The sequence below is a fragment of the Sphingobacterium shayense genome, assembly GCF_013179575.1.
In the GTDB taxonomy this organism is placed as follows: Bacteria; Bacteroidota; Bacteroidia; order Sphingobacteriales; family Sphingobacteriaceae; genus Sphingobacterium; species Sphingobacterium shayense.
Genome location: NZ_JABMCQ010000082.1, coordinates 1 through 17,570 on the forward strand (window position 1 = coordinate 1; position 17,570 = coordinate 17,570).

Annotated in this window: 14 protein-coding genes; 9 read left to right on the forward strand and 5 right to left on the reverse strand. The window is 41.2% G+C overall.

What is annotated here, in order from left to right; genetic code table 11:
* The first annotated feature begins 106 nt into the window (after positions 1-106).
* From hisB to HP439_RS11000, 6 genes are all read left to right on the forward strand, one after another.
* The gene (hisB, locus tag HP439_RS10975) at positions 107-1,246 is read left to right on the forward strand and encodes a bifunctional histidinol-phosphatase/imidazoleglycerol-phosphate dehydratase HisB (RefSeq protein WP_172390385.1); all 1,140 of its coding nucleotides are present in this window, start codon (positions 107-109) and stop codon (positions 1,244-1,246) included.
* 29 nt (positions 1,247-1,275) lie between these two features.
* On the forward strand, positions 1,276-1,866 hold the full coding sequence (gene hisH / locus HP439_RS10980; RefSeq protein WP_172390386.1) for an imidazole glycerol phosphate synthase subunit HisH: 591 nt from the start codon (positions 1,276-1,278) through the stop codon (positions 1,864-1,866).
* 45 nt (positions 1,867-1,911) lie between these two features.
* Complete coding sequence (locus HP439_RS10985; RefSeq protein ID WP_172390387.1) at positions 1,912-2,664, forward strand: 1-(5-phosphoribosyl)-5-[(5-phosphoribosylamino)methylideneamino]imidazole-4-carboxamide isomerase; 753 nt, start codon at positions 1,912-1,914, stop codon at positions 2,662-2,664.
* A 2-nt stretch (positions 2,665-2,666) separates the two neighbouring features.
* Positions 2,667-3,419, forward strand: a complete 753-nt coding sequence (hisF, locus tag HP439_RS10990; protein ID WP_172390388.1) for an imidazole glycerol phosphate synthase subunit HisF — start codon at positions 2,667-2,669, stop codon at positions 3,417-3,419.
* 57 nt (positions 3,420-3,476) lie between these two features.
* A complete protein-coding gene (hisIE, locus tag HP439_RS10995; RefSeq protein WP_172390389.1) occupies positions 3,477-4,070 on the forward strand; it encodes a bifunctional phosphoribosyl-AMP cyclohydrolase/phosphoribosyl-ATP diphosphatase HisIE in 594 nt (197 codons plus the stop codon).
* A 103-nt stretch (positions 4,071-4,173) separates the two neighbouring features.
* Entirely contained in the window at positions 4,174-5,079 is a 906-nt protein-coding gene (locus HP439_RS11000; protein WP_172390390.1) for a WD40 repeat domain-containing protein, read from the forward strand.
* 144 nt (positions 5,080-5,223) lie between these two features.
* Here the strand turns inward: HP439_RS11000 and HP439_RS11005 are convergent, their stop codons facing one another.
* The 4 genes from HP439_RS11005 to dacB form a co-directional block, all read right to left on the reverse strand.
* Positions 5,224-5,703 carry a GAF domain-containing protein gene (locus tag HP439_RS11005; RefSeq protein ID WP_172390391.1) on the reverse strand — a complete coding sequence of 160 codons (480 nt, stop codon included), beginning with the start codon at positions 5,701-5,703 and terminating at the stop codon, positions 5,224-5,226.
* Between the two features lie 138 nt (positions 5,704-5,841).
* Positions 5,842-6,426 carry a Holliday junction branch migration protein RuvA gene (ruvA, locus tag HP439_RS11010; protein ID WP_172390392.1) on the reverse strand — a complete coding sequence of 195 codons (585 nt, stop codon included), beginning with the start codon at positions 6,424-6,426 and terminating at the stop codon, positions 5,842-5,844.
* 58 nt (positions 6,427-6,484) lie between these two features.
* Positions 6,485-8,764, reverse strand: coding sequence for an NADP-dependent malic enzyme (locus HP439_RS11015; RefSeq protein WP_172390393.1), 2,280 nt, complete (start codon positions 8,762-8,764; stop codon positions 6,485-6,487).
* Between the two features lie 153 nt (positions 8,765-8,917).
* Entirely contained in the window at positions 8,918-10,342 is a 1,425-nt protein-coding gene (dacB, locus tag HP439_RS11020; RefSeq protein WP_172390394.1) for a D-alanyl-D-alanine carboxypeptidase/D-alanyl-D-alanine endopeptidase, read from the reverse strand.
* 134 nt (positions 10,343-10,476) lie between these two features.
* On the opposite strand from dacB, the gene HP439_RS11025 reads away from it, so the two are divergent.
* Positions 10,477-12,252: an aminopeptidase P family protein gene (locus tag HP439_RS11025; protein ID WP_172390395.1), complete on the forward strand. Its 1,776-nt coding sequence runs from the start codon at positions 10,477-10,479 to the stop codon at positions 12,250-12,252.
* A 45-nt stretch (positions 12,253-12,297) separates the two neighbouring features.
* Here the strand turns inward: HP439_RS11025 and bla are convergent, their stop codons facing one another.
* The gene (bla, locus tag HP439_RS11030; protein WP_172390396.1) at positions 12,298-13,053 is read right to left on the reverse strand and encodes a BlaB/IND/MUS family subclass B1 metallo-beta-lactamase; all 756 of its coding nucleotides are present in this window, start codon (positions 13,051-13,053) and stop codon (positions 12,298-12,300) included.
* A gap of 461 nt (positions 13,054-13,514) precedes the next feature.
* On the opposite strand from bla, the gene HP439_RS11035 reads away from it, so the two are divergent.
* Entirely contained in the window at positions 13,515-15,803 is a 2,289-nt protein-coding gene (locus HP439_RS11035; protein ID WP_172390397.1) for a GH92 family glycosyl hydrolase, read from the forward strand.
* A 29-nt stretch (positions 15,804-15,832) separates the two neighbouring features.
* On the forward strand, positions 15,833-17,570 hold a 1,738-nt coding region (locus HP439_RS11040; RefSeq protein ID WP_172390398.1), incomplete at its 3' end, for a glycoside hydrolase family 3 protein.

Genomic DNA, 17,570 nt, shown 5'->3' on the forward strand with positions numbered 1-17,570 from the left:
TATCCAAGATTTCTACAGCGAAAAGAATGGGTAGTGCTAACGGTCGGTATAATGCTGTATTAGTTTTGATTATAGTTTGTTAGTAATAGATTGATTTTTAGATTATATGTCTGATTTAATAAAAAGAGTTTTATTTATCGATCGCGATGGCACGTTGATAATAGAACCAGAAGATGAACAAATAGATTCGTTTGAGAAACTTAAATTTTATCCAGGGGCACTGCAGTATTTACCTCGTATAGCCCGTGAATTAGATTATGAGCTTGTCTTGGTATCTAACCAAGATGGTTTAGGGACGGACTCTCATCCAGAGGCCAACTTCTGGCCGGTGCATAACTTTATTATTGATACATTTGCCGCTGAGGGGGTTCGATTCGTAAAGGAACATATAGACAAAACATTTCCATATGAGAACGCTCCAACCCGTAAACCGGGGATTGGCATGCTTGGAGAATATTTTGATAAACAGAAGTATAATTTAGCTGAATCTTTCGTTATTGGAGATCGCATAAACGATGTTAAGCTAGCGGAGAATTTAGGAGCGAAAGCTATATGGCTTCGCTTGAACGATGAACTTGGAAAAGCAGAAAATCTGAGCATTCAAAGTAACGCTGTTGCGTTAGAGACAACGGATTGGAAATCGGTTTATGAATTCCTTAAACTGGGCACGCGTTCAGGGGAACATCACCGGAAGACAAACGAGACCGACATCTATATTCATTTGAACCTTGATGGATCGGGTAAAGCAGATATAGATACTGGATTACCATTCTTCGATCATATGCTTGATCAAATAGCTCGTCATGGGGCGATCGATCTTACAGTAAAGGCAAAAGGTGATTTACACATCGATGAACACCATACCATTGAAGATACAGGGATCGCCATGGGCGAAATTTTTCTCAATGTTTTGGGCGATAAACGTGGTATAGAACGATACGCGTATACACTTCCAATGGACGATTGTTTAGCGCAGGTTGCCCTCGATTTTGGAGGTCGTAATTGGATTGTATGGGACGCGGAGTTTAAACGCGAAAAAATTGGGGGCATGCCAACAGAGATGTTCTTCCACTTCTTTAAATCGTTCTCTGATGCGTCTAAATCGAATTTAAATATTAAAGCTGAGGGTGATAACGAACATCACAAGATAGAAGCTATATTTAAAGCTTTTGCAAAGTCCATAAAAAAAGCGGTACGTCGCGATGCAGAAAACATGCAATTGCCGAGTACTAAAGGTGTATTGTAGGTAGTAGGCGATTTGAACCTTAAAGAAATATGATTGGAATAGTTAATTACGGAGCGGGAAATATTTTTTCATTGACGGCGGCGTTAGACCGTTTGGGTATTGGGTACGGTATGATCAATACCGAAAATGCTTTCGATCTTTATGACCACATTATAATTCCTGGTGTTGGTCATGCTGGCGCGGCGATGAGAAAGCTTCGTGAATCGGGTTTAGCCGATCGGATAGGTCAGCTTGAGCAACCTGTCTTGGGGATATGCGTGGGTATGCAACTCCTTACAGAGTTTTCGGAGGAGGGGAATACGGACTTGCTAAATATTATGCCGATCCGCACGTTACATTTTGATAGTAGACTGTCCCAGAAAGTGCCACATATGGGCTGGAATAGCATATCTCCCCAAAAGGATTCTGCTATTTTCCAAGATATCGCGGATAAAAGCTATTTTTATTTTGTGCACTCTTATTATATTGAGGCAGACGCGCATTATACAGCAGCGTCATGTCATTATGGTATAGACTTTTCCGCAGCTATACAAAGCAACAATTTTTTTGGTGTACAGTTCCATCCTGAGAAATCAGGTGTCGTCGGGGAACAATTATTGAAGAATTTTTCCAGGTTATAAGGGGAAAATGTGTTATTTTTTTATTGACTTTATTAATTTATAGATATGTATATTATTCCTGCAATTGATGTCTTGGACAAAAAGGTTGTCCGCTTACGTGAAGGTAACTACAACGATGTTACCACGTATGAAATTTCCCTGGAAGAACAGATTGATAAGTACCATGCGAATGGTACTGAAATCGTTCATATCATCGATCTAAATGGAGCTAAAGGTGACTTCAGTAATCAGGAGTATCTTTTTGAGATTATCCGTAAAACGGAAATGAAAGTACAATACGGTGGGGGTGTACGCAGTATTGAAAAAGTAAAGGAACTAGTTGACGCGGGTATCTATCGGGTAATAGTGGGGACTCAGGCAATTACAAACCCCACTTTCTTGGAAGATTTAAGTAAACTCAATGAAGGACGCGTAAAATATGCAGATCATATTGTTATCGCGATAGATGTACTTGATGAGGTTATAAAATATTCTGGTTGGTTAGAAAGCTCGCCGATAAAACTTATCGAGTATATCGATAAATGCCTAGCGTTGGGATTTTTTCGATTCCTTTGTACAGATATCAGCAAAGATGGAAAGCTAGGTGGTGCAGGAGTAGAGCTTTATGAGAAATTGCTTGATCATTCGCCAATTATTAAGTTGATCGGTTCGGGGGGGATCAGTTCAATGACCGATATCCAGGCTCTTGAGTCTCTAGGGCGCATGGAGTCTTGTGTGGTCGGAAAAGCAATTTATGAGGATAAGATAACGATCGAAGAGATAAAAGATTGGAACTTAAAGTCGCTTATTAAATTTTAATTATGTTAGCCAAACGTATCATTCCATGTTTGGATGTGAAAGATGGTCGGACTGTAAAAGGGGTGAACTTTGTTGACTTACGTGATGCGGGGGATCCAGTAGAACTTGCTTGGCAATATTCACAACAAGGGGCAGACGAGCTTGTATTTCTTGATATCACGGCCACCCACGAGAATCGTAAAACAACAATTGATCTTGTTAGTGCAGTAGCACGGCAAATTAATATCCCTTTTACTATAGGGGGTGGTATTAACGAACTGCGCGATGCAGAAATCTTGTTGAATGCTGGGGCTGATAAGATTTCGATCAATTCTGCCGCGGTTCGAAACCCGAATTTGATCGACGAACTAGCTACGTCGTTTGGACGTCAATTTGTCGTGGTCGCGGTGGATACACGGCTTGTTAACGGAAGGAACTATGTACATTTGCGTGGTGGCCGTGACAAGACGGATATTGACACCGAAGAATGGATACTCGAAGCTGAGAATCGTGGGGCAGGCGAAGTTCTGTTAACGTCCATGGATCACGATGGTACTAAAGCAGGATTTGACAATGCATTTTTAATGCGCGTTAATAATTCGATACATATACCTTTAATAGCATCTGGTGGAGCGGGAAATAAGCAACACTTTGTAGACGTTTTTGAGCAGGCAAATGTGGATGCGGCGCTTGCGGCATCTGTCTTTCATTACGGAGAGATTTTAATACCCGAACTAAAGAGCACCTTACGAGATGCAGGTATAGTCGTTCGGTAATAACATATATAATAAAGTAGGCTGAGGCATATTTTATTTTTTAATTACATATATACTATGGTAGATTTTGAAAAGGGAGATGGCTTGGTCCCCGTTATAGTTCAAGATAGTCAAACGCTCGAAGTGTTGATGTTAGGCTATATGAATGAGGAGGCTTGGGAAAAAACTCAAAGTCAGGGACAAGTGACGTTCTACTCTCGAAGTAAAAGCCGTTTATGGACAAAAGGCGAAGAAAGCGGAAATTTCTTAAACGTTGTATCCACACATATCGATTGCGATAAAGATACAATTTTAATAAAAGTAAAACCTGTTGGAGCAACCTGTCATACAGGCTCACGAAGCTGTTTTGATACACCGTATAATCAAAATTTCTTGTTTGAATTAGAACGTGTGGTGAATCAACGATTTGATAATCCTGCGGAAGGATCTTATGTAAATCGTCTCCGTCAAAGAGGAATAAATAAGATTGCGCAAAAAGTAGGAGAAGAGGGAGTTGAAACTGTAATCGCGGCCCTTGCGGAAACCGAGACGGATTTTATCAATGAATCGTCCGACCTTCTGTTTCACCTTATTGTGTTAATACGTGAAAAAGGATTGGATTTGAATACTATCGCAAAAAACCTAGAGTCCAGACACCAAAATCAACCCTAATTATAGCTTTTTCATTAGTGGGTTGTATTCTTTGATATCTTTGACTCAAGGTATCGGTGCCATCGATGACTCATCATGGTTTCGATCTAATTTATTTCATCAAATGATTGATATTTCTTTATCACAAACTTTGCGGGGGCATCAAAACCCAATCTTTGCTTTATCGGCGGGACTTGATTCCTCTACGATTTATTCTGCTGGAAACGACAAAGGTGTCGTGGAATGGGATATCGCAGAGGGTAAATTTAAGCGGATCTTATGTGCTGTACCTGCGTCGGTGTATGCTTTACATCTACTGAAGGAACGTGGTATACTCATACTTGGGCTGCGCACAGGAGAAGTTTGGGTTGTAGATGTTAAACAGCAACGTTTGGTTCAGAAGCTTGATACCAGTAAGTCGGGGATATTTGCGATTCAATCCCTTGTTGAAAAAAATGAATTTATTGCTATTGGCGAGGAGGGGGTAGCCTATGTTTGGTCCTTAGATAAGTTTGAACTTTTGTATCGCTTTCGTGTGTCAGAGACAACAGTCCGCAGTATGACCCTCTATCGTGGAGGCAATCATATTGTTTTTGGGGATAAGAATGGTGTTGTTTATTTATATGAAGTCTCCGATTACAAGGAAATCATCAAATCAACAGTGCATTCTATGCCTGTTACAACATTGGCGGTCGACGATCTCTATTTGTATTCTGGAGGTAGAGATGCAAAATTACACCAGTTAAACTTATTGGATTTATCAACTAAGGAAGTCGTTACCGCTCATCTGTTCACTGTATATGCGGCTATCCCGCATAGTAGCCTTCCTTTATTAGCAACAGTGAGCCGCGATAAGACAATTAAAATCTGGAATTCCACAACGCTTGGGCTTTTAAAAAATGTTAGCCTAGAACGGGGCTTCGACTCGCATCGGTTATCCATTAATGCAGCGATTTGGGTCGATAATCGGTTGATAACAGCGGGCGATGATAAAGAAATAAAGGTCTGGGATATAATCGATCATAATTAGAACTTGCAACGTTATTATACGCCCCACGGCTGACTCTACCTTTTGAAAATTTAGATCGCTAGCTTTGTATCTCCTAGCTGCTTTCTATAACTTCCCAGTCCAAAAATGGAAATTTTTTGCTTTCTTAGATTAGAAAAACTACTGTCAGTTTGAAAACCTAATTAAATCCATGATCGTTTCAAGATGTTTCGCATCTATCTGGTCGAAGTGTGCTAGGTGTTCACTATCTATGTCAAGTACAGCAACGCATTTACCATTCTTTATTATTGGAACGACAATTTCTGATTTCGACAATGAGCTACACGCGATGTGTCCAGGGAATCTATCGACGTCATCTACTATTAGCGTCCGCTGATCCTTCCAAGCTGTACCACATACTCCACGACCATAAGCTATTCTTGTACATGCTATTGGCCCTTGGAACGGGCCTAAAACAAGTTGATCTTGCTTAACAAAATAGAAACCTACCCACCAAAAATTAAACTGCTCTTTCAGGGCTGCAGCAATATTTGCCAAATTAGCGATAGTGTCATCTTCGCCTTCAATAAGTGCTGCTATTTGTTTGGTTAGTAGTGTGTATTGCTCTTCTTTAGTGCCTGTTGCAATTGTCAAATCGTCTGCCATCGTTATTGTTTTTATCGCCCAAAGATACGAAACACTTCCTAAGAATTCATAAAGGATGCCGATCGTGAGGAAACAGACAAAAAGAAAAGTCTTGACCGGATGTTTCCGCGAGATTAAATCGAAGTTTTGTTAAAGTGGTTATAATCGTTTTAATGCCATTTTTATTAGTTCTTCAACAGAATGATCAGGAGCCGCGAGCACTAAAGCACTGAGTACCTTATCAACCTGTTGCTTGTTGAAACCTAGCATTACGAGTGCAGCAAGCGCCTCTTCCGAAGTAGATTGTTTGGTGGTAGGCAGTGGAATAAGTGCATCTGGTCCTTGTTTTTTAAGTTTGTCTTGTAGTTCTAATATCACTCGCTGAGCAGATTTTGGGCCGATACCTTTGATCTTTTGAATAACTTGAACCTGACCGTTAATAATGGCTGATTGTATTTCTTCGGGTGTGATAGAAGAAAGCATCATGCGGCCTGTATTTGGGCCTATACCAGATACGGAAATCAAATGATTAAATAGTTGCCGCTCTGCCTCTGTTGCAAATCCGTATAACGTTTGAGAATCTTCGCGTACCTGAAAAGAGACGTACAGTTTACAGTTCTCTTGGTCCTTGATTAAGGAATAAGTGGTAAGCGATATGTGGATGTGATACCCAACGCCGCCGACATCGAGTATAACGTGTGTTGGAGCTTTAAAGGCTAATTTTCCGTTAAAATAATCGTACATGGGCTAGGTTTTCAATGTAAAAGAGACATCAACAAAATGAAGATGCCTCTATTAACTGTTATTTTTTTAATTGTTTTTCGCGTTCCTGGACATCGACTACAGCGATTGTCACCATATTCACGATCTCACGGACCGAACTATCTAGCTGGAGGACATGTACTGGTTTGTTCATGCCAAGCAAAATCGGACCAACCGCTTCAGCGTTACCCACCTCTTGTAAAAGTTTGTAAGCAATATTTCCTGATTCTAAGTTTGGAAATACCAAAGTGTTTGCGGCTTCCCCAATCAGATTGCTGAAAGGAAAGTTCGATTTCAGTAATTCGCTGTTTAACGCAAAATTTGCTTGGATATCTCCATCTACAATTACCTCTGGAGCCTTTTGATGCAATATTTTAGCGGCTTCGCGCATTTTGTTTGCTATTACGCCGTCGTTCGATCCAAAGTTTGAGTAGGATAATAAAGCAATTCTGGGTTTGATATTGAAGCGTTTTATAGCGTCTTGCAGCAACAGGGTGATTTCTACTAGTTCTCCCGCAGTTGGATTTTCATTAACTGTAGTGTCTCCAAAGAAGATTGGACCTTTAGACGTGAGCATCATATACATTCCAGCTACACGGCTGTTAGGTTTAGCTCCTATCACCTGTAGTGCTGGTTTTATTGTCGCGGCGTAGTTTCTTGTTAAACCTGATATCAAGGTGTCAGCTTCACCAAATTCTACCATACTAGCAGCGAAGTAATTTCTGTTGATCATTAATTTGCGAGCATCGTGTTCGGAGATTCCACGACGTTGTCTTTTCTTAAAGAGATGATCGACGAATTTGTTGAATCTTTCTGTTCCTTGCTCTTCCGCCGGATCAATAATTTCCACATTTTTTAAATCGAACTCGAACTCTCTAATTAGACTTTCAATTTTCTTTCTGTTACCTAATAAAATAGGGGAAGCAATCTTTTCTTCCGCTACAATTTGTGCAGCACGGAGGGTTTTATAGTTATCTGCCTCCGCAAAAATAACACGTTTAGGGTTCGTTTTTGCTTTGGTCGTTAGCGTACGAATAATCCCGTCATCCTTACCTAATCGTTTCCGTAACTCCTGTTTGTAAGCTTCCCAGTCGCTTATCTCCGCGCGGGCGACGCCTGATTCGATCGCCGCTTTAGCGACAGCAACAGAGATCTCTGTAATTAAACGCGGATCTGTAGGCTTCGGGATGATATAATGCGGACCGAATTTCAGATTATTTGTGTCGTATGCTTGATTTACTTCTTCTGGTACTGGTTTTTTTGCGAGAGCAGCCAATGCGTGGACCGCTGCAATTTTCATCGCTTCATTTATGCTTCTTGCGCGCACGTCTAATGCACCGCGAAAAATATATGGGAACCCCAAAACATTGTTTACCTGATTCGGGTAATCAGAGCGTCCTGTTCCCATAATAACATCTGAACGTGTGGAAGTCGCTAATTCGTAGGTTATCTCCGGATTCGGGTTAGCCATCGCTAATACGATAGGCTGTTCGCTCATCGATAATAACATTTCAGCAGATAATACGTCAGCAGCAGATAGTCCGATGAATACGTCAGCTCCAGTCATTGCATCGGCGAGGCTATTGATATCCCTGTCAGTAGCGAACTCAGCCTTTGTTTTGTCTAAGTTTTCTCGATCCCTACGAATGACCCCTTTGCTATCCAACATGACTATGTTTTCTAACTTCGCGCCTACAGCGACGTACATTCTCGTGCATGAAATAGCTGCAGCGCCAGCTCCGTTAACAACGATTTTTACATTCGCAATGTCTTTACTGGTAAGTTCACAAGCGTTTATAAGTGCGGCGCCCGAAATGATCGCTGTACCATGTTGATCGTCGTGCATAACAGGGATATTCATCTCTTCTTTAAGTCGGCGTTCAATTTCAAAGCATTCGGGCGCTTTGATATCCTCTAAGTTAATGCCACCGAAAGTCGGTTCTAAAGCTTTGACGATATTCACAAATTCATCGACATTTTTTGTGTCTAGTTCTAGATCAAAAACATCTATGTCTGAAAAAATCTTAAATAATAGGCCTTTACCTTCCATAACGGGTTTCCCTGCTTGCGCGCCAATGTCGCCTAAACCCAATACAGCGGTTCCATTACTGATTACTGCGACAAGATTACCTTTCGAGGTATACTTGTATGCATCTTCTTGATTTTCTGCGATCGCTAAGCAAGGTTCTGCTACTCCCGGGGAATAAGCGAGAGTTAAATCGCGTTGGGTACTGTGTGGTTTTGTTGGAACTACTTCTATTTTACCAGGTCTACCTTTTGAATGGTAATCGAGGGCGTCCTTTTTTTTATTACTGCTCATGTTTTACTTATAATTTCAAATGTAAAGCTAACAAGGAAAAACGAAGTGTTTGTCTTTCGCTCGTCACGCTTTAATTTTGCGTTAACGGTGACTTAAAATTTTACTTCAGAGTGCAAATCTAAAATTTCAATCCAATAATAGCTAATTTTCGTGTCATTTCAGCGTGTTCAGGAGTTTAAACATTTCCTGGCGCATGGTAGTAGCGCCACCCGCATAATTATTAACTAATAATGTAAATACGACAGTGTTGCCAGATTTGGTTTTTTGATAACCGGTGTATCCAAGTACTCCGCCGATTGTTCCGCTTTTCATTGTCATTCCGTTGATAGTTGGGAGACTTTTTTCGAAATCCGTGAACCAAGGACGATTTTGCGCATACAGCATAATTTTAGACATAGCCATTGTTGTTACCCGAGCTTGAGGTGATAAGCCAGAGCCATCGACCGCTCGTATTTCTCCCGTAGGTATTTTTAGTTTTTGTTCCCAATATTTGGCTATCAATTTGGCGGCCTCATCGCTGTTGGTCTGGTTCCCGCTTAAGAAGCCGATTGATTTTAATAACGCTTCGCCATATAGATTGATACTTTTTTGATTGAACCAATGTACGATTTGCGTTAATTTAGGTGATTCATGGGTATCTAACGTAGTTGTGCTCTTAGGGACGAGAATATGTTGGTTTGCTAATAATTTGCCGGTGGTAGCGATGCTGTCCACGAAGATACTCTGTTCATTCAATCCGGATCGTAACTGATACGCAAGTGTTAGCGCGGGATTGGGATCTGATATTTCGATTTTCTTTTTTAAGTCCTTCCCGTGTGTTCCACGTAGGTAAATAATTTGAGAGTAGGGAGCTGCATATGCATAGACATTGTCTCCCGAACCGTTAGACGAAGTGATTACTTCATTGATAATAGTTACCTCTGGTAAACTATCTGTTAGAGCGATAAGTTGTGCCGGTGCGCCGATAACTCCCGGCTTGAAGGTCAGACCAATTTTATTTTCGGCCCAGTTTACACCAGAAACTCCGGCTCCGTAATAATTCCCCATGTCCGACCATGTCCATCCACTTGGAATATCATTGCCATTTAGAAATAAATCGTCGACAATTATGCGTCCTGTAATTCGTTGTATTCCTGAAGTTTTTATCTTCGATATCCATTTATCGAGCACCGTGTTTTTGCGAGTTCCTTCATAGCGTTCACTTCCAAGTGTGGGATCACCCGTTCCAGTTATAATAATGTCACCGTTAAGGGTGCCCGTAGTGTCTAATTCTCCGCTATAGCTGAGGGTCGTTTTAAATTTATAGTCCGGACCTAAAATATCTAGAGCAGTTATTGCCGTAATTACTTTCTGAGTCGAGGCCGTTGGTAATCCGATCGAAGCGTTATTACTAAAGATTAGTTCGCCTGTTTTTCCATTAAGCACGGTAAGTGAACTAATGCCATTTTTTATGTTTTCATGGCTGCTGAATGATCGATAAGCATTGGAGACTTGATCCTTTAAACTTTGCGCTTGGAGGTTATTACAGCATAAGAATAGGACGACAAACGACAGAATGTATGTTTTTAGTTTAAGCATAATAAATAGTATTAAGCAAATATAGGCCCAAATATACAAACCCAGCCGACAAAAAGATGTCGATATTGCATTGAAACGACTCCTAATTCATGCATATTTTCTAACTTGCATCTTGTACAAAAGCAATATATAAAATGACATATAAAGAACGATTACAGGCGATCCGTAAACAGATGCAAGTGGTAGGAGTAGATGCTTACATTATCCCGTCTTCAGATCCTCATATCAGTGAATATTTACCGGAACGGTATAGATGCATTGAGTGGAGTTCAGGTTTTACAGGTTCTGCAGGGACCCTCGCAATAACTCAGGATTTTGCGGGCTTGTGGACTGATTCTCGTTATTTTGTTCAGGCTGTTGACCAACTTGCTGGAACGGGGTTTGAGTTAGTTAAGTTGAAAGCCCAAGGCGCAGCAGAGTATGCTGAATGGTTAGCGGAGAGTTTGCCGCAAGGTAGTACGGTTGCCTTTGACGGTAAATTGGCATCTGTAGCCGTTGCGCAAGCAATTCAACAGACGTTGCAACCGGTAGGGATTCTAGTTAACGGTCATGTTGATATCTTAGAAAGCGTTTGGAATACTCGCCCTCAACTTCCAACGGCGAAAGCCTTCCTACTGGACGAACAAACCACCGGTGAGTCTGTTCAAAGTAAAATAGGCAGGATAAGGGAACAACTAACTGCCAAGCGATCGGACGCACATATGATTTCCTCGCTAGATGACTTAGCGTGGACGTTAAATATCCGTGGACGTGACGTGAAGTGTAACCCAGTCGTACTTGGTTTCTTTTTGATAGAATCGGAACGAAACACGTTGTTCGTTGACCGGACAAAGTTTTCGGATCAAGATCTAAATGCTTTAACGACACATGGAATTACATTAAGGGATTATGAAGAAGCTTTCGAAGCTATTCGATCACTAGATGTCGAACGTATTTGGATTGACCCTAAACGTACGTGCTTTGCGATGTTTGACTCTATTGGGGATTCAGTCGAGGTTCTACAGGAGATAAATCCTTCTACTCGATTAAAAGCGGTTAAAAATGAGAAAGAAATTGCTCATACAAAAAATGCAATGATTAAAGACGGTTTGGCATTAACCAAATTCTTTAAATGGATTGAGGAAAGCGTAAAAGACGGTAATTTAACAGAGATATCCATCGCAGAAAAGTTACAAGATCTGCGTGCTCAGGGGGCGGGCTTTGTCGATATCTCTTTCGATACTATCGCAGGTTACCTTGAACATGGAGCATTGCCGCATTATAAAGCAACGCTACAAAGTAATGCCAGGTTGGCGGCCCAAGGATTATTACTTGTTGATTCTGGAGGGCAATACAACGATGGTACAACGGATATAACCCGTGTTGTTTCTCTGGGAAATATTACTCCTGAGGAGAAAACTGACTATACTTTGGTGTTAAAAGGATTAATAGAAGGGACGATCGCCGTGTTTCCAACAGGGACACGAGGTTATCAACTCGATGCTATTGCGCGCCGTCCGATGTGGGAAACCGAGCGGAACTACGGCCATGGTACCGGTCATGGTGTCGGATTTTTCTTAAATGTACATGAGGGACCACAAGTCTTTAACTCATCTAATGTAGATGTTCCTGTGGAGCCTGGTATGATTACTTCGATTGAACCTGGATTGTATAGAGAAGGCGAATATGGAATCCGTATCGAGAATTTAGTGCTTAGCAAAGTACTTGGGAAAAATCAATTTGGGGAGTTTCTAAATTTTGAAACGTTGACCATATGTTATATAGCAACCGATCTTATCGATAAATCTCTCCTTGAGCCCAAACATATATCCTGGTTGAATAATTATAACGCGTGGGTTTTTGAGAAGTTAGGCTCCTCATTAGATCAAACCGATCGCGATTGGCTGGCTCAGAAAACCGAGGCGATATAATCTATTAAAATAAGGGACAAGGCAGCAAGTTTTGTCCCTTTATAATTAGTTTGCAGTATCCAATAATCGGTTCGTGGCTTTTATATGGCCATTTTTCCTCCAATCGTCATGCCCTGGAATGACTAGTTCGATGTCAGGGTAATGAGCCATGAGTCGCGCGAGGGAGGGTTTCCACTGTTTGATATCTCCATCACCAGTAAATCCTAGGTCAGTTGCTTGTGCGCTTTTAATGAAGCATCCTCCGTGTAGTACCTGGTAGACAGGGAACCATATCACAGTATTATCCAGTGAATGTCCTGCACCAAAAAAGTCCATTTGAAATCTTTCTCCGCCCACATAGATCATTTCCCCAGTGTTTACAATATGAGTCGCTATAGCTTTTTTATTATCGGCGAGTAATTTGTTGGTGAGGTCGGTTGCATATGTAGGGATTCCTTTTTTGTTATAAAAAGCAAAGCCACCGGCGCGGTCCTCGTGCCAATGTGTTGCATATATTGCAATAACCTTTTTGTTGTGTTTTTGTTGAATACTATCTAAAAGAGGTTGATACTGTGTTGGATCCCAAGGGGTGTCAAATAAGACGACGCCGTCTTCGGTGATCAAATAAAGTGCATTCGAAGAAACTGGTGTTCCGTTATACGTTTGAAAAGTGGTATATAAATATAGATGTTCGTTGAGTTTTTCAATTACTAGAGGTTTTTCCTGTGCCTCTAGTGTTTTGTTCGATATTAAATTATAAAGGAAAAGGATGAAGAAAAATTTTAGGGGCCGTGAGATAATGTATAGGTTTTGACGATCCATAGATGAAGTTTCAGTTTTATGAATGTATATCAATGCAATTATTATGCCTTAAAAATTGACCTACTCCGATGGTTGAAACGGATGAGATTTATTACATCCCAAGCCATAGTTGCTTCCTTGAGGGAAGCCATATGTTCCTTACAGGTTTCGCCTAGATCTTCAGAGTCATAATTCTTTATTGTAATGAGCGGACATCGTTCTCTATCGGACAACGATAGGTTAATATTGATATCCATTTTGCGAAATAAGCATTCAATTTCTTTTACCAGAAAAGCCATTTTCACCCCATAGTTCCAAAAACTAAATCTTTTCCGTTTAGCTATCGTAAAAAAGTTGATAGAGATCGAGTTCTTACTTGCTAAAACGTTATTTTAGCCGATTCAAAGATGACAGTATTAAACAACTTTGCTTATATCTTATTTTTAAGATATAATTAGTCTTCAAAAATCCAGGTTCATATTATGATCGTATTAAAGAGTTTCGTTAGGAAATTATTCGTTTTTGGCACACCATTGCTGACCTTGATAGCTTGTCGTATCGACGCCGATATCCACGCGACAGATTCATTGACAGAGTATGTAGATCCCTACATCGGATCAGGCGGGCATGGTCATGTGTTTATTGGAGCGAATGTGCCTTATGGAGCGGTACAGCTAGGACCATCGAATGTTTCCACTGGTTGGGATTGGGTTTCCGGTTATCATATTTCCGACTCGACTATTATTGGTTTTGCTCATCAACACTTGAGTGGGACCGGCATTGGAGACCTCGGCGATTTGGTGTTTTTACCTTTTACAGGCAACGTTCGTTTTAATCGAGGAGAGCCTAAAGATCAGCTGAGCGATGCGTATTCGGTATTTCGTAGAGAAACAGAAAGAATTGAACCTGGTTATTACGCCGTACATTTAGACAGATTTGGTGTGGACGCAGAATTGACAGCTACGACGCACGTAGGTTTTCATCAATATCATTATCCTAAAGGAGAGTCTCCTAAAGTTTTAATCAACCTTGACGCAGGTATTGGATGGGAAGGCGAAAAAGAAGGTCTTATCATTGTGGAGAATGATACCGTCGTTTCAGGATATCGTAGGTCCGTGGGGTGGGCAAAAAATCAAAAAATCTATTTTACGGCTACGTTTTCGCAACCGATTGTCGAATATAAACTTTTAGACAGTACTTCTGTGAAAGAAGGTAATCATATAAAAGCGTCACGCGCTTACGCAGAACTGGTGTTTTCTGAAATGCACACGAGGAATGATATCCAGGTTAAGGTGGCGGTATCTTCTGTCAGTACTGAGAACGCCAAACAGAATATGAAGGAAGAATTGCCAGGTTGGGACTTTGTGGCGACGCGAGAAGCAGCGGATCAAGCCTGGAATGAGCAATTGCGGAAAGTGAAAATAGAAACAACAGATACAGTCGCTCGTAAAATATTTTATACTGCATTATATCATACGATGATTGCTCCATCCTTATTTAATGATGTAAATGGAGATTATATGGGCGCTGATTTTAAACCACATAGACTTGAAAAAGGAAATAATTACACGACATTTTCACTATGGGACACCTATCGTGCAGCGCATCCTCTAATGAGTATTATAAATCGTGCTCAAGTGCCAGATATGATTAGTACAATGCTCCGCATTTATAAAGAGCAAGGGAAGCTGCCTGTATGGCATTTGGTCGGCAATGAAACGGATTGTATGGTTGGTAACCCCGGAATTATTGTAGTGGCAGATGCTTATCTGAAAGGTATCGAAGGCTTTGATAAAGATCTAGCTTACGAGGCGATGAAAAGTTCGGCGATGAAGGACGACCGTGGTTTAAATTGGTATAAGGAGTATGGTTACGTACCTTTCGATAAGGAAGAAGTTGAATCAGTTGCAAAAGGGTTAGAGTTTGCAATAGCGGACTGGAGTTTAGCTCAAGTAGCCAAATTACGTGGTGAAGAAAAGGATTATCAGTACTTTCTTAAACGGAGTCAAGCTTTTAAGCGCTATTTCGATAAAGACTTGCAATTTTTGCGCGGTGTAGATTCGCAGGGTAACTTTCGTGCAGGGCCTTTTGATCCATTTCATTCAGCCCATTTAGCGAATGATTACACAGAGGGGAATGCATGGCAGTATACTTGGTTAGTGCCACATAATATTAATGGTTTTGTAGAATTGTTCGGGGGCGAAAATGAGTTTGTTACAAAATTAGATTCTCTATTTGTGGTCGAAGGCGATATGGGTGTTAACGCGTCTCCGGATATTAGCGGTTTAATAGGGCAATATGCGCACGGAAATGAGCCAAGCCATCATGTTATTTACATGTATCCCTACATCGGGCAGCCATGGAAGTCGGCTGATCTCGTAAGGCGAACATTGTCAGAGTTATACAGCGAGAGCGTCGAGGGGCTTTCTGGAAATGAAGATGTAGGACAAATGTCAGCTTGGTATGTTATGTCGTCAATCGGATTTTATCAGGTCTCGCCGGCTGGAGGACCATTTGTTTTTGGAAGTCCATTGTTTGATAAGGTAACCCTTAATATTGGTAAAGGAAGGGTTTTTGAGTTAATCGCGCATAACAACAGTAAAGAGAATAAATATATCCAAACAGTTAAGCTGAACGGTAAAGTATATGACAAATCGTATATTTCATATGCGGATTTAATCAAAGGCGGTAAATTAGAGTTTGAGATGGGGTTTAAACCGTCGTCCAAATTTGGAGTTGCTAAGGACTCAAGGCCAATTTCCGTTCAATAGTTTGTTTTTTGCTAAATGTATAGTATACCATGAATGTAAAGAAAATAATATTGTTAGGTATTGCGTGTATAGGTACGCAGGTACTTGCACAGCAAGCACCGTATAAAAATAGTCGTTTACCGATTGAGGACCGTGTTAAAGATCTCGTCGGTCGCATGACGTTGGAAGAAAAAGTTGGACAACTCTCTAAATTTCTTGGTTGGGAAATGTATGAGAAAAACCTACAGGGAGTACGTGTGAGTCAGAAATTAAAGGATGTGATCGACAAACATCAGATTGGTTTATTGTGGGCAACATTGCGTGCAGATCCTTGGACGCAGAAGACATTAAATAGTGGTCTTGCACCTCTGGAAGCGGCGCGAGCGACCAATGCGATCCAGCGTTACGTCATAGAGAACACACGTTTAGGTATTCCAATTTTGTTTTCGGAGGAGGCTCCCCATGGACACATGGCAATCGGTGCTACCGTATTTCCGACTGCGATTGGACAAGCAAGTACGTGGAACCCAAGTTTGATAAAACAAATGGCAGGTGTGATTGCAGCGGAAACCTATGCTGTGGGTGGTAAGAACGGATACGGTCCAGTGTTAGACTTAGCTCGAGATCCTCGGTGGTCCCGAACTGAAGAAACTTATGGTGAAGATTCTTATTTAGTCGGGAGAATGGGGAGTGCGATAGTAAAGGGGTTTCAGGGGGATAAAATCGGTAGTCGAGACAAGATTGTTTCCACGTTAAAGCATTTTGTAGCCTATGCGGTTCCTGAAGGTGGTCATAACGGAGGCAGCGTCAGTATCGGAGAACGCTCCTTATTGCAGAATTTTTTACCGCCTTTTGAAGAGGCAGTAAGAGTAGGTGCAGGATCGGTAATGACAGCTTACAACTCCATTGACGGGATCCCCTGCTCTTCCAATAGCTGGTTATTAGATAACGTATTGCGCAAGCAATGGGGGTTTAAAGGAATTGTTGTTTCTGATTTGCTAAGCATATCCGGGCTGAACGGAGCACATAAGACTGCAATTAATGCTGTAGACGCGGCTCGTCAAAGTATTGAAGCTGGATTAGACGTTGACTTAAGTGGCTCAGGTTATGGCGTGAATCTCCTCGCCGCTGTCAACGACGGGCTTTTAGATGCGAAACTTGTCGATAAAGCGGTGTCGCGGGTGCTATATCAAAAGTTTGAACTCGGGTTGTTTGAAAACCCATATGTGGATGAAAAGATGATCTCAAGAAAGGTGGGCACAAAGGAAAATATCGAAGTCGCAAGAACTGTTGCTAGGGAAGCTATCGTTCTATTGAAAAATGCTGGTGGTATCCTTCCATTAAGTAAGTCATTGAACCGTATTGCAGTGATTGGACCGAATGCGGATAATATATATAATCAATTGGGAGACTATACGGCGCCTCAACCAGAAGAGAAGGTAAAGACAGTGTTAGAAGGTATTCGTGCTACAGTTTCTAGGGGAACACAAATAGATTATGTTAAAGGTTGTGCCATTCGTGATACAACGGAAACCAATATAAAAGCGGCTGTATCCGCGGTCGAATTGGCAGATGTAACGATAGTTGTTTTAGGTGGATCAAGTGCCCGCGATTTTAAAACGTCTTACCAAGCCACTGGAGCGGCCTCGGTCCAAAATGGTTTAACAGCTGTCAGTGATATGGAGAGCGGAGAAGGTTTTGATAGGATGACTCTCGATCTTATGGGAGATCAACAAACGTTATTGAAGCGTGTTATTGCAACAGGTAAGCCGATAGTATTGGTGACGG